The sequence below is a fragment of the Paenibacillus xylanilyticus genome, from assembly GCF_013359935.1.
Classification (GTDB): Bacteria; Bacillota; Bacilli; order Paenibacillales; family Paenibacillaceae; genus Paenibacillus; species Paenibacillus xylanilyticus.
In genome coordinates, this window is sequence record NZ_JABMCB010000197.1 from 118,117 (window position 1) to 131,743 (window position 13,627).

The 13,627-nt window shown below is 49.9% G+C and carries 14 protein-coding genes and 1 riboswitch; of the genes, 8 read left to right on the plus strand and 6 right to left on the minus strand.

All coding sequences use genetic code 11. From position 1 onward, the window contains the following. Positions 1-59 precede the first annotated feature (59 nt). From HP552_RS22995 to HP552_RS23020, 6 genes are all read right to left on the minus strand, one after another. A complete protein-coding gene (locus tag HP552_RS22995; RefSeq protein ID WP_175397725.1) occupies positions 60-854 on the minus strand; it encodes an energy-coupling factor transporter transmembrane component T family protein in 795 nt (264 codons plus the stop codon). Beyond that, on the minus strand, positions 829-2,343 hold the full coding sequence (locus HP552_RS23000) for an ABC transporter ATP-binding protein (protein ID WP_175397726.1): 1,515 nt from the start codon (positions 2,341-2,343) through the stop codon (positions 829-831). The genes HP552_RS22995 and HP552_RS23000 overlap by 26 nt, the downstream gene beginning before the upstream one ends. Continuing rightward, the gene (locus tag HP552_RS23005) at positions 2,344-2,937 is read right to left on the minus strand and encodes an ECF transporter S component (protein ID WP_175397727.1); all 594 of its coding nucleotides are present in this window, start codon (positions 2,935-2,937) and stop codon (positions 2,344-2,346) included. A gap of 4 nt (positions 2,938-2,941) precedes the next feature. Beyond that, positions 2,942-3,079: a hypothetical protein gene (locus HP552_RS23010; protein ID WP_175397728.1), complete on the minus strand. Its 138-nt coding sequence runs from the start codon at positions 3,077-3,079 to the stop codon at positions 2,942-2,944. A gap of 300 nt (positions 3,080-3,379) precedes the next feature. Further along, the gene (locus HP552_RS23015; protein WP_175397729.1) at positions 3,380-4,048 is read right to left on the minus strand and encodes a pectate lyase; all 669 of its coding nucleotides are present in this window, start codon (positions 4,046-4,048) and stop codon (positions 3,380-3,382) included. A gap of 340 nt (positions 4,049-4,388) precedes the next feature. Further along, positions 4,389-5,264, minus strand: coding sequence for a radical SAM/SPASM domain-containing protein (locus HP552_RS23020; protein ID WP_095288619.1), 876 nt, complete (start codon positions 5,262-5,264; stop codon positions 4,389-4,391). A gap of 294 nt (positions 5,265-5,558) precedes the next feature. On the opposite strand from HP552_RS23020, the gene HP552_RS23025 reads away from it, so the two are divergent. The 8 genes from HP552_RS23025 to HP552_RS23060 all read left to right on the plus strand — a co-directional run bounded on the left by HP552_RS23025 (position 5,559) and on the right by HP552_RS23060 (position 13,611). After that, positions 5,559-6,701, plus strand: a complete 1,143-nt coding sequence (locus HP552_RS23025) for an iron-containing alcohol dehydrogenase family protein (protein WP_175397730.1) — start codon at positions 5,559-5,561, stop codon at positions 6,699-6,701. After that, complete coding sequence (locus tag HP552_RS23030) at positions 6,698-7,753, plus strand: ABC transporter substrate-binding protein (protein WP_175397731.1); 1,056 nt, start codon at positions 6,698-6,700, stop codon at positions 7,751-7,753. The genes HP552_RS23025 and HP552_RS23030 overlap by 4 nt, the downstream gene beginning before the upstream one ends. Positions 7,754-7,780: 27 nt before the next feature. After that, entirely contained in the window at positions 7,781-8,566 is a 786-nt protein-coding gene (locus tag HP552_RS23035) for an ABC transporter permease subunit (RefSeq protein ID WP_175397732.1), read from the plus strand. Between the two features lie 24 nt (positions 8,567-8,590). Further along, on the plus strand, positions 8,591-9,367 hold the full coding sequence (locus HP552_RS23040) for an ATP-binding cassette domain-containing protein (protein WP_127538417.1): 777 nt from the start codon (positions 8,591-8,593) through the stop codon (positions 9,365-9,367). A 24-nt stretch (positions 9,368-9,391) separates the two neighbouring features. Continuing rightward, the gene (gene hisC, locus HP552_RS23045) at positions 9,392-10,513 is read left to right on the plus strand and encodes a histidinol-phosphate transaminase (RefSeq protein WP_175397733.1); all 1,122 of its coding nucleotides are present in this window, start codon (positions 9,392-9,394) and stop codon (positions 10,511-10,513) included. 105 nt (positions 10,514-10,618) lie between these two features. Further along, positions 10,619-10,721, plus strand: a riboswitch (TPP riboswitch). A 169-nt stretch (positions 10,722-10,890) separates the two neighbouring features. Beyond that, positions 10,891-11,652 (plus strand): ABC transporter ATP-binding protein, encoded by a 762-nt coding sequence (locus HP552_RS23050; protein ID WP_175397734.1) that lies wholly within the window; start codon positions 10,891-10,893, stop codon positions 11,650-11,652. Next, positions 11,639-12,451 (plus strand): ABC transporter permease, encoded by an 813-nt coding sequence (locus HP552_RS23055; RefSeq protein ID WP_175397735.1) that lies wholly within the window; start codon positions 11,639-11,641, stop codon positions 12,449-12,451. Before HP552_RS23050 ends, HP552_RS23055 begins: the two co-directional genes overlap by 14 nt. A gap of 92 nt (positions 12,452-12,543) precedes the next feature. Further along, positions 12,544-13,611 carry an ABC transporter substrate-binding protein gene (locus HP552_RS23060; protein ID WP_175397736.1) on the plus strand — a complete coding sequence of 356 codons (1,068 nt, stop codon included), beginning with the start codon at positions 12,544-12,546 and terminating at the stop codon, positions 13,609-13,611. Positions 13,612-13,627 lie beyond the last annotated feature (16 nt).

The following is a 13,627-nucleotide window of genomic DNA, read 5'->3' on the forward strand; positions in this document are numbered from 1 at the left end:
AAAGACGTTTTGAAGAAGAAAAAGTTACTCCCCCTGCGAAAAATATCTCCTGTCCACGCTCACCTAACATCCAACATTGCCGGGTAATAAGGGAAGGCCCAGCCTATCGTATAAGCTATGGTAAGAAACGCGATAAAATATAATACAAACCATAGATCCGCCCAGGAATACCCGATCCGGATGTAATACGTCCGGCTTGCGCCATCTGCGAATCCTTTTGCCTCCATGGCGATTGCCATGCGCTCTGCGCGCCGGATGCTCTGTGCGAGCAGGGGAATGGCATAACGCTTCAATGTTCCGTATACGTTCCAGTGCGAGACACGCTGCTGCGTGCCACGAATACGGATCGCATAACGCAGCGTCTGGAACTCATCCAGCAAGATCGGAATCATGCGCATTGCGGCCAGAAAGCTATAGGCATACTTGGGTGGAAGCCTCCATTGCTGCATGAGTGAATAAAACAGACGAACCGGGCGGGTAGTTAGACCAAACAGTAGCCCGGCAGCCGCCATACTCAGAGATCGAAATCCCAGGTGCAGTCCACGATAGAAGCTTTCTTCCGTGATATGTATCAGTCCAAATTTATACCATGTTGTCTCGCCTTTCCCAAACATCATCATGCCTGTGGAGGTGGAGATAAATATCAATATAAACGGCGATGCATACAGGAGCAATCGGTACCAAGGGTGACCCGTCCAGCATAGTAACAGAAGCATCACAACAGCTACATTAACCATAACGTTCAGATTGTGAATGAGGATAACCAAGACAAACATCAGCGTCAGAAAAATAACTTTTAGTCCCGGATTCACGGCGTGCAGCCAGGTTTCACGGTGAGGAAACGACAGCTGCATGCGCAACCCTCCCCTCGTCTACGGTCCACACTTTAGTACAATATCTGTTTACGATCTCCTGATCATGCGTAACCATTACAATGGCCGTCCCCTCGCGTCGCAGACGCTCCAGCTGTGCCAGCATCGCAAATGTATTGCGTGCATCCTGGCCGAATGTGGGTTCATCCAGCAGCAATATCCGCTGTTTCCGAACCATGGCAGAGGCTACGCTCAGACGGCGTTTCTGTCCCATCGATAACTGATACGGATGCCGCCCGGATAGCTCTCCCAGTCCAAATTGCTCCAGCATATCGTGGGTCCGGGCACGCCGTTCTTCCGCAGTAAGCTCTCCGCCGAGCAATGAAAATTCCACCTCATCAAAGACCGAGTTCGTAACAAATTGGAACTCCGGATTCTGAAAAACAAATGCGATGCGGTCAGCCAGCTCTCTGGTCTTGCCTGGATGCTGTCCTTCCACACGATAATGACCCGTCGTTTTCAGGATATTCATCAGGGAAAGCAATAATGAACTTTTTCCGGCGCCATTGGCTCCAACGATCCCTACCCAATCTCCGTGAAACACTTCTGCCTGATCAATCTGCACTGCCGCTCTCTTCCCGCGCCATCCGGTGAATTGCTTCAATTCCAGTGCAGGCTGGAGTGAACCAGGTGCCTTGGAATCATCCTTCTCGGCATCCACACAAACGAAGGGCGGATATGTGAGATCCTTTTCAGAAATAGGTGTCTTTTCTTCCATCCTCCCTGCTCCACGTTCTTCCCACACACCCGGATACCAGATGCCGTACTCCCTGAGCATATTCCGTTCATTTGCAAACACCTGATTCGCCGGGCCATCTGCCACGATCTTCCCATCGGGCGACAGTACGATGATTCGGTCAACCACATCCACAACCTCACTAATCTTATGTTCCACGATAATGAGCGTCTTGTTCCGTGCGATCTGCTTCACCGTATTCCATACCTGAGTTGTTCCTTCATCATCCAGCAGTGCCGTTGGTTCGTCCAGGAACAGGACATCCGGTTCCATGGCAAGGATCGAGGCGATGGCAAGGCGCTGTTTCATACCCTGTGACATGGATTGAATCAATACACGATGATGTTCAAAAGAAAGCCCTACCTGCTCCAGAACCTGCTGGATTAGGTCCGGCATCTGTTCCCGTGGAATATTCCGGTTTTCGAGTACAAAGGCAATCTCTTCATCCGTATAGGACATGCAAAACTGGGTATCCGGGTCCTGAAAGACAATACCCGACTGGGTGGGTACCTGGATCTCATCACATTTCATCGGTATCTCTACAGACCGCGGAATGAGGCCGCTCAAAATTTGCAGCAGCGTGGACTTGCCCGAGCCGCTTGGCCCGAGCAGCAGCACTTTTTCCCCTTTACGCACAGAGAGAGACAAGCTCTGGAATACCAGGTCCTGCTCTCCCGGGAACTTGCATCTAAGATTGGTGACACTTACCGCCTGCGAATTCCCTTCTCCGTTCATTTAGTCCAATGCCTCATAATCCTGCTTGGAGACAGGTCTCAAAGATCGGGTGACGCCTGTGAGTTCCAATGCTTTGGCAAGATAATAAGCAAACACACCGGCAATCAGGATGCTTCCAATGAAGCGGAAACCGATAAACAGCGTATAGTTCCACGCGGAGAGTGAATCAATATAACCGTATTGATAGTCCAGCAAAAGAGAGGCTGCTGCTGCCCCGATGGCGGCAAGACAGGTAACGAACAGGTTCGTTTTCCGGTATAAAAACGCGGCGAAGAAGATTTCTGCTCCAAGGCCTTGCAGCAGACCGTACACCAAAGTAGACATCCCCCATTCACTCCCGAGAAAAGCACTCACGGTTGAAGCCGCGACTTCAGCCAGAATGGCCACCCCCGGTTTGCGAATGATGATATAGGCGAAAGTGCCCGCCATAAACCACATGCCATAAATCATCTGTTCCGCATGAACGCCGAAAGGCTTCATCAGATCATACGTCGGTCCCCATATTTTGTAGATGACCCCGAATACAACCGCGATTACAATGGTCACCAAAATATCGGTTAACTTTAATTTGTTGCTGCGCACTGCTGTTGACATGTTCTCAACTTCCTTCCTCTGTTCCCCTCGGGTTATAGAATGAAAACAAAAAAGCCTCCCCGGTTCCGGGCAGGCCATACGTATCGTGTACAATCATCACGATTCGAACCATGCAGAACAAAATCGAAACGGATCCTTTCACCAGCAAGCATACTCCCGCTCGCAATCAGAGATGATCCGTTCCAATTTTCCACACAAGATACTCATCATGAATCCATGTTCTCTACGCTGGCATTACCCAGATCAGATATACGGTCAGCGGCACAAGGCCGCAATCTCAGCCCAACTTCATTGAGCTCCCGGTTCACTTTATTTCATTGCTACTAATGTACACCACATGGGTATTTGTGGCAATCCCTTACAGGCAGTATTCTGGCATGACAGCATAACCTTCATACGTCAAAAAAAGGCATCCTCGCGGACACCTTTATAATCCTGATATTTAATATTGTGTATTTCCGGATTGACTTGTTTTGCCTGAAGCAAATCCCTTGAACAGCGTAGGTACTTTGGAGTAACGGGTATTCGTAATTTTGCCCACTGTAGAACTGCTGTCTGTGCGCAGAATGGAATCTTTGACATTGGAGATATTCGAGCTGTCCACGTTCATCGTTACCGCGTAAGAGGTTCCCCCATTTTGGCGTACCAGCTTGCCGATATCATCAGCTCGGAAATTTTTAATGTTAATCGTTCCCGATGCATTCATTTGAAATACCTTGTCGTAGGCTTTGTACGCTGCCCCGCCTGTAATATTTACAGTCCCCGCAGATTTAAGCGTAAGTGCATCTTCCCCAACATCATTCCAGGTCACATTCTGAATATTGCAGTTGCCATAACAATGTACACCATCGGCTGCCGGTGCTTCGATGACTACATTTTTCAGCGTAGCTCCCGCCTCGAGGCGGAAAATGGGCTTTTGGTTCTCGGCCTGACTACCATCTCCCAATGTGTTTGGATCTGCGGCTACACTTTTTCCTTTACCATCATAAGTTTCGCCCTTCTTGACGATAATCGTTGTCTTTACAATTTCGGGAGCAGCAGACACGGGTAATGCACCAAATACGGAAGCGACCAGACCTGCGGACAACAGCAACGCTAACATTTTTTTCATGCATAAATCCTCCCTTATTCAGATATATTGGTGTTCAAGCCAGCTTGTCTTCCCGGAACCCCAGAGGTGCACCTCTGCTCTGGAACCTATCCTGATCCTACCAAAAAAGGAGGGTAACGATAATAATCATTAGATTAGGTGTATCCATTGCGGCTTGCTGCCTGCTGTCTCGGCATTCTCAGCTAATCGCCTCCGCATGAGATGTGCTGATCTCAACTTCGGGTGTGCTCTATTTACAGCCTGTAACGCGAAAAAAATGCTCTGAAAATAAAAAAAGACCATGTTATCTGTCTCCAGTCAACATGATCTCGGGTAAGGTCAAAGAACCCTCCAATTCTTGTTAAGCTCCAAACCGCTGGCGATATCCACATTTCCGGCAAAGTTCCTCTACGGCTTCACGCTTGGAGAAACCATAAACCAGATTGTTCGCTCGTTCGCCTTCGACAATCTCAGAGAATGACTTCTCGTGAACGTTGCCCAGATTAATGACGCCTTCGCCATCGAGACAGCATGGGACAACCGTTCCGTCCACCAGAACTGCTGCCTGACTTCGCAGCGCATGACAGAAGCCTTTGCCGTCATCTTCCGGTGCATCCAGACTTGGCCACTGGAACTCGTGATCCTGATTCAGGTACACATTCGGCGCGATTTTGACGCCGCTGCCTGGAACCACCTTTTCCTCAATGCGGAAATCCAGGTTGAACTCGCGCTCCAGTACCTCCAGGGTTTCCCGATTGCGATTCATCTGGGCATTCGTAAAGTTATCCTGCGTCAGGTTCCAGAGTCGGAACGAGATGATCACATTGTGTTTCACAGCTTCCCGGGCAAAGGATAAAATGTTGCTCAAGTACCCCTCACGGTCCGTCGACCCTTCGTGCCCATCGAAGCTGTGCAGCGAAAAGTTCATTTGCCGCAAGGCCGGTTTGCCAAGAAGCTTGTGCTGGGTTTTGGGCAGCAGCGTACCGTTCGTTGTAATGTTAACCTTGAATCCCTTCTCGTGCGCGGAATCCAGTAACAGATCAATTTTCGGATGAAGTAACGGCTCCCCTTTGACATGCAAATAAATATGTTTGGTATGTGGTTTAATCTGATCCAATATATTGTTGAAGACTTCAGGGTCAATGAATCCTTTGGCACGTTTGGTCTGTGGACAGAAGCTGCATGCCAGGTTACATATGCTTGTAATTTCAATATATACTTTCTTGAACGTTTTCAATTCGGGGTCCCCATTCTGCTTAGAGGGAGAACAGTCCCACCCTCATTTGTAATCCGGCTCATATGTGCCATCCCCATTATATCGGGTTAGGAAGCCAAGGTAAATCGACCAGCCTGTTAATTTCCTTTTCTCCTCGAATCCATTAATTACGTTCACCTATAGATTCTTTCAATCGAAGTATAGGATGTATTGATTGTCCGGGTTATTGTGGTTGCCGAAACGCAATGCTAGAATCTAAATAATTTAAAACCAAGTTAAAACGTAAGAATAATAAGATATGAGGAGAGTGTATTCATGATTACTGTTAAGGCACCTGCAGTATATGTACACGAAGCTAACATTCTTGAGCAAAGTGGTCCACGGATTGCACAGCTTGGGCAGCATGTTCTGATCATCGCCGGTGAGTCTGCATTAAAAGCCGTAAAGCCTTACCTTCTTCCTTCACTGGAGGAGCATAAGATCAAGTTCCATGTGCAATTGTTTTACGGTGAGGTTACGATAGGCCAGATTGATACTTTTACGCAGCAAGCTTTCGATCTGGATGTTGATCTGATTATCGGCGTCGGTGGTGGTAAAGTGCTCGATCTGTCCAAAGCGGTGGCCGAGCAAGCCCAATTGCCCATTGTAACGGTCCCAACGATTGCTGCAACCTGCGCTGCCTGGTCTGCCTTAACCGTGCTCTATGATGAACAGGGCCAATCTGCAGGATATCGTCCGCTGCGCCGTTCGCCTAATCTTGTTCTGGCTGATCCTCATATTCTGGCGAGTGCACCAAGGCGGTATTTGGCCGCTGGGATCGGTGACACACTCGTAAAATGGCATGAGTTCGCCGTTAATCTAAGTGGCAACGCCACCAGCCTCACTCTCCGAAACAGTGTCAGCACTGCCAAGCTTGCACTCGATATTCTCGAAGCGCACGCCATCGATGTCTATGAATCCACTGATACAACCGGTAGTACACCTCAATTCCGTGATGTTGCCGACGCCATTATTGTGCTTGCAGGCCTTGTAGGCAGCATTAGCGATGGATCACTTCATGCCGCAATTGCTCATGGGCTACATGATAGCCTCACCAAATTACCCGAAACACACGCTTCACTGCATGGAGAAAAGGTAGCCTTTGGACTTTTCACCCAGTGGATCCTTGAAGGCAAAGCAGGGGATGAGCTTCAGGAGCTGACCACTCTGTTACATAAGCTGAATCTGCCTATCACTCTTGCCCAACTCGGCATACAACAACAGCCTCAGAAAGCTGCTGCGCACATTGCAGCAGGACTACAGCTGCGGGAAGGCAGTGCGGCACATCTCTCCTTCGGAGTTAGCACGGCGCAGGTAACCGAAGCCATCCTTCAGGCAGACCGCATCGGCCAAACATTCATAGAATCCAGTCAGTCTAGTGAAAGCAGTACATACACCAAGGAGGTTTCCTCCCTATGATCCCTCCAAACCGCCAGTACACTCTTCCCTTAACTGCCTTTCTGAGCGCGCTTCTGTTGTTGCTGATTTCCGGTTGCTCTGCCGGAACTGATAATCAGGCCGCCGGTACAGGCACAACACCGACAGTAGCATCAGCTGCTTCGAATAAAGACGTTACTATTCGGGTTGGTCAGACCGGATGGGGCAATCTCGAATTGGGGCTAAAAGCCGCCGGACTCGATGACACCCCCTATAAAGTCACTTATAACGTATTTCAGGGAGGTAACCTGATCCTCGAAGCGATGGCTGCAAATCAATTGGACTTTGGTGTGACCAGTGAAATTCCGCCCATTTTTGCATCTCAGGCTGCCAATGGTGGAAACTTCAAAATTATTGCGGTACAACAAGGCAGCACCTTAAATCAGGAGGTCGTTGTTCCCAAAGGTTCTTCTATCAAATCAGTTGCTGACCTGAAAGGCAAGAAAGTTGCTTTCGTAAAAAATACAACAGCCCACTATTTCCTGCTCAAAATGCTGGAGGAAGCCGGACTAACCTGGAGTGAAATCAGTCCGGTCGAACTTTCAACAGCCGACGGACTCAGCGCCCTGATTAGCGGGAAAGTGGATGCCCTTGCCAGTTACGGCAATGCCATCATCTCCGCACATCAGAATGAAGCAACAACGCTCGCCAGCGCCAAAGATATCCTGTCAGGCAGCTTCCTTGTAGCCGCGTCCGATCAGGCTATTGCAAATGCGGAACAGAAAGAGGCCCTAGCCGATTATCTGGAGCGAATCAACAAATTCAATGATTGGGCTCGTGCCAATAAGGATGCGTGGGCTCAAATTACAGCAGACAATACCCACCAGCCGGTGGAACAAGCCCTTAAGACCTACACGGATGGAGAAGCACAACGCCCATCACGTATTGTTGCCATTTCTGATGAGGCCATCAAGTCCGAACAGGACGTAGCAGATACGTTTCAGCAAGCGGGAATTTTTGGGCAGGCAGTCGATGTGAGCACATTCTGGAGTGATGCACTTCAAGATCAACTTCCAGCTCCAGGTAGTCAATAACGAAGGAAGCAAGGAGGTAGGCATAACGTGCGGTCCAAAACCTTTAACCGGGCATGGTTTAACCAGTTCTTTCCTTTTGTTGTACCACTACTCATTCTGGCTCTGTGGCAATGGCTGACTGCATCCGGAGTTGTTGCAGCCAATATTTTGCCCCGTCCCGCTCAAGTACTGGAGGCCTTCATTCGTCTGCTTGGTAACGGTGAACTACTGAACAATATCAGTATTAGCGCCAGACGAGCTTTGGGAGGATTCCTCATTGGTGGGGGTCTGGGTTTTCTGCTGGGAGTGCTGAACGGCATCTCCTCCCTTGCGGAAAAGATCGCCGACTCCTCGGTACAGATGATCCGTAACATTCCGCATCTGTCCTTGATCCCCCTCGTTATTGTGTGGTTCGGGATCGGTGAAGAAGCAAAATTATTTCTCGTTTCCCTGGGTGTATTCTTTCCGGTATATCTGAATACGTTCCACGGCATACGATCGGTCGATCCCGGTCTGATTGAAATGGGCAAAGTATATGGCCTCAGCCGTTGGTCCCTTTATAAAGACATTATCCTACCTGGTGCACTGCCTTCCATTCTCGTGGGTATTCGTTATGCACTTGGCATTATGTGGCTGACCCTTATCGTAGCCGAGACGGTTGCGGCGGATGCGGGGATTGGCTACATGGCGATGAATGCGCGGGAATTCATGCAGATGGATGTAATCGTCTTAAGCATTCTGCTATATGCCCTGCTGGGCAAGCTGTCCGATACCATCGCCAAATGGCTGGAACGGCGCTGGCTGCGCTGGAACCCGGCTCTATCCCGCAAGTAAAGCCAAAGGAGCGTGAATTGATCCATGAGCACAAGTCAGATCAGTCCTTTTCTTCAAGTAGATAGGGTTCAGAAATCGTATGATCAGCGGACAATTCTATCCGACATCAATGTCAATGTAAGACAAGGGGAATTTGTAGCCATCGTTGGACGAAGTGGTTGTGGCAAAAGCACTTTGCTGCGTCTGATCGCCGGGCTGGAATCCCCCTCTTCCGGAAGCGTTATGCTGGGCAACAGAAAGCTTGGCAGTACAGCACCAGAGACACGGTTTCTGTTTCAGGAAGCCCGACTGCTGCCTTGGAAATCCGTGCTCGACAATGTACGGCTGGGAATCCCCGACAAGAACAAGGAAGATGCACGCCAGTCGCTTCGCAATGTAGGACTTGGAGAGCGTGAAGGTGACTGGCCGGGGGTATTATCTGGCGGACAAAAACAACGTGTTGCCTTGGCACGGGCACTCGCAAGTCATCCGCGTTTACTGCTGCTGGATGAACCGCTGGGTGCATTGGATGCATTGACCCGAATTGAGATGCAGCAATTAATCGAACGCTTGTGGGTAGAAGAAGATCTGACTGTCATTCTGGTCACTCATGATGTCAGTGAGGCGGTTGCGCTGGCTGACAGGGTGCTGTTAATCGAGGATGGTCATATAACGATGGATACCCGAATTACGCTGGAGCGTCCACGTGTTCGGGACAGCGGGTTTGCTCATTTTGAAAATCTTATTCTAAATCGCTTGTTGACTCCTCCACAAGAGACACCACAGCAGATAGCCCAGAAACAGATATCATTCTCGATCTAATTCCACTGGAAAGAAGGTATGATTATGCAATCCCTCTCAACCGTTCCCTCTCCTCCTGTTAAAGATCTGTTAAATCAAATTCCGGCTTATACACCTGCCAAATCCATGGAACAGATCCGGCGGGAATTGGGACTGGAAAGTGTAGATCGACTTGCAGCGAACGAGAATCCGTTTGGCTCTTCTCCCCTGGCAGCGGAAGCAGTCAGATCGCTGAGCTCCGATCTTCTGGCTCAATACCCCGACGGTTCCAGCCAACTGCTGCGTGACAAACTTGCGGAACGTCTGGGTGTGCGTACCTCCCAACTGGTATTTGGCAGTGGATCATTCGAGCTCCTAACCCTTACCGCCCAAGCCTATCTTAATCCCGGCGAGGAATCACTCATTCCGGTTCCCTCCTTTAACTGGTATAAGGGTGCTACGCTGCTGGCAGGCGGGGTTATTCATGAAGTGCCTTTGGTCAACCATTCACTGGACCTGGAGCAATTCCGGCAGCGGATCAATGCTTCTACCCGAATCATCTGGCTGTGCAATCCGAATAATCCAACCGGAACCATTTTCACGGCAGATGCCCTGCTTGGTTTACTCGAACATGTGCCCTCCCATGTCGTGGTTGTCCTGGACGAAGCGTATTATGAATTTGCGGAAAGTGAAGATTATCCTGATACGGTTAAGCTGCTGGAGCAGTATAATAATCTGATTATTTTGCGAACCTTCTCCAAAATATATGGACTTGCCGGCCTGCGAATTGGATATGGCATCGGGAATGAAAGCATCATTGAAGGCATTAACCGGGTCAAGCTGCCCATCAGTTTGACAGCCACCTCCCAAGCCGCTGCTTCAGCCAGCCTGGATGATCATGAATTTGTTTCTCATTGCCTGCACTACAATCGTCAGGGACGGGAAACGTTAATGCAGTCCTTTGATCATTGGAAGTTACCCTACATCCCTTCCGAAACGAATTTCATGATGGTGGATCTGTTGCAGGATAGTGGCCCGATTACCAAAGAATTGTTAAACAGAGGCATCTCTGTCCGCGGCGGTGCCGAATTCGGCATGCCTTCCTGGCTTCGGATTACGATTGGCACACCTGAACAGATTGCCCGTCTGATCGGTGAGCTTGATTCACTGTTACATTCAAACAATTAGAATAGGTCACTTTCCTAACTTCTTTACGCACACTTCTTTTAAGCCGCCCTCTTTACATCTCGCGGGAATGTGATATATGCTGTGTACACAACTGCATATCTTGAACGATTGCACTAGGGGAGCCTTGCGGCTGAGACGAATGAATGTATTCGGACCCTTTGAACCTGATCTGGATCATACCAGCGGAGGGAAGTGGAGCGGACTTTCAGTTAACGGATTTTTTCATATTCATATGAACATGAATATCGGTTGAACTTAACAGGCCCACTCATTTCTCCGGAAATGGGCGGGCTTTTTCGCGTTTACTTACATACAGATCGCAAATAACGTGCATTTCCTTTCAGGCAGTTTTTATTCCAAGGGGGTCAAGAAACCAAATGAGCAACGATGTACAGATTGACAACATGACCTTTACTTTTCCGGATCAGAGACATTCCCCCGTGCTCTCCAATGTGTCGATGTGTGTAAAAAAGGGAGAATTCGTCTCGCTGATCGGCTCCAGCGGGTCGGGCAAGAGTACACTCTTCAAGCTGCTGGCAGGCTTGCTTGAACCGACAGACGGCACGATCGAAATTGCTGGGGTGCCGCCAGGACAGCGACTTGGTCGAGTCGCCTACATGCCGCAGAAGGATTTGCTGTTATCCTGGCGGACGGTTATGGAGAACTGCCTGCTTCCCTCGGAGCTTGCCCCGAGGAAGCAGGACAAGGTGAAGCTGCGCGCTGACATTATGGCCGGACTCGACAGATTCGGCTTATCCGGCTATGAGCATGCCTACCCGGACGAACTGTCCGGCGGCATGAAGCAGCGGGTCGCCCTGCTTCGCACGTTGTTGACAGGAGGACAGCTGATGCTGCTGGACGAACCCTTTGGCGCGCTTGACGCCATGACCAAGCGGGAGATGCATCGCTGGCTGCTAGAATTGTGGGAAAGCCTCGGCAAAACGGTGCTGTTCATCACGCATGATATCGAAGAAGCCCTGTTATTAAGTGACCGGATTGTCCTTCTGACTCCTGGCGGTCGACAGCTGCTGGACATCACGGTGCCTCTGCCCCGTCCGAGACACTCGGACATGGTCTACGATCCCGATCTTATACAGATGCGACAACGGTTGGAGGAACAACTACATGCGAAGCTTTAACGTCAGCAGATGGTTTGCCCGCTATGCCTTGTTCGCTGTGCTTCTCCTCCTGATGCTGGCTGGCTGGGAATGCATCGTGCGATTGGGCTGGGTCCCTTCTTTCATTATCCCTGCACCTACATCAATAGCGAGTTCTCTAGTTGAGCATAGGCATTTGCTCCTGGGAACCCATCTGCCTGCCACATTGATGGAGGTAGCAGTTGGCTTCGGCTTGTCCATCGTTGCCGGAAGCGCACTGGCCGCTGGCATGCACCTCAGCCGTTCGATTGAAAAGGCGCTGTATCCCTTCATCGTAATCAGCCAGACGATTCCACTGATCGCCCTGTCTCCTGTATTCATTCTGTGGTTTGGCTACACACTCTGGAGCAAAGTCGCTGTGGTGTTTCTGATCGCTTTCTTTCCGATTGTGGTCAGCACCTATGATGGTCTCCGTCAAGGCGACCCGGAACAGCGCGAACTGCTGATGACCATGGGAGCAAGCAAGTGGGATCTGTTCCGCAAGCTTCAGGTACCTCTTGCGCTCCCCTCTTTCTTTTCAGGATTGAAGATGTCGGTGGTGTACTGCGTGGTCGGCGCAACCATTGGCGAATGGCTCGGAGGCAGCAAAGGACTTGGTTATTTCAGCCGCAGAATGTCCAGTAGCATGAATACCGACGCAATGTTTGCCTCCATTCTGCTGTTATCCTTGCTGGGCATCGGTCTGTTCGTGCTTATTGCCTGGCTGGAGCGAGCCCTTGGATTGAAGCGGAATGCAGACCATGCAGGCAGAGAAAAGTCGATTAAAGGGCAATCGCAATGAGATAACAAGTGCTGCTCCTTCCTGTCGATCTCTTTGAAACATATCAGCGATTGGAACCAAACAAAAATGAACGAAACGAGGCCCATTTATCCATGAGAAAAAAGAAACTCATTCACATCCTGCTTCCTGCCCTCATCTGTTTACTGTTGATCGTCAGCGGTTGTGGCAATACGGGTGACAACCCATCATCGTCCGATTCCGATCCCCAGGTTCAGGGCACAGATTCAACAACAACCGGATCGTCGTCTGGTGACCATGATTCATTGTCCATCATGCTCGACTGGTATCCGAACGCAGTCCATTCCTTTATATACGTTGCACAGGAAAAAGGGTATTTCGCAGACCAGGGCCTTGATGTGGACATTCAGATGCCTGCTGATACGAATGATGCGCTCAAGCTTGTAGCTGCTGGCAAAGTGGATCTGGCGCTGAGCTATCAGCCACAAATTTTGCTAGCTCGTGGAGAAGGCATTCCTGTACGATCCATTGCCGCTGTCGTTCGGCATCCACTCGTTCATCTGCTGACAGAAACAGACGGCAACGTGAACTCGCCCAAAGATCTTGAAGGACTGACGGTAGGGTATTCCTCCGTTCCCCTATATGAAGCCATGGTGCGTACGATGATGAGTCAGGATAGCGGCGATCCGGACCGCATGAATTTGGTGGATGTCGGTTTTGATCTGATCCCTTCGCTTGCCTCCGGTCAGGCCGATGCGATCATGGGTGGTTTTATCAATCATGAACAGTTGATTCTCGAGAAAGAAGGTCATCCCGTTAAGTCGATTAATCCAGTCGATTACGGCGTACCGGATTATTACGAACTCGTTCTCACGGCAAGTGACAAGGGCATTGAGGCCAAGAAGGATCAGCTCACCCGTTTCGTCAAAGCGATCCAGGAAGGTCAGAACGATGTGATCGAGCATCCGGAAGAAGCATTGAACATCCTGCTCGCACACGAAAATGAGACGTCCCCGCTGGATCGGGAAATTGAAACAAAAAGCCTGGACATTCTGCTGCCGCTCATGACTGAAGAAGGTATCGCGTTCGGCTGGCAGGAACCTTCCTCCTGGGATAACGTGCGGAAGTGGCTGGTACAACGTGAATTGGTTCCGGATTCGGTACAGGCCGAGGATGCGTTTATCAACTTGCAGAAGGAGTAAAAATGTTCAGTTGCTG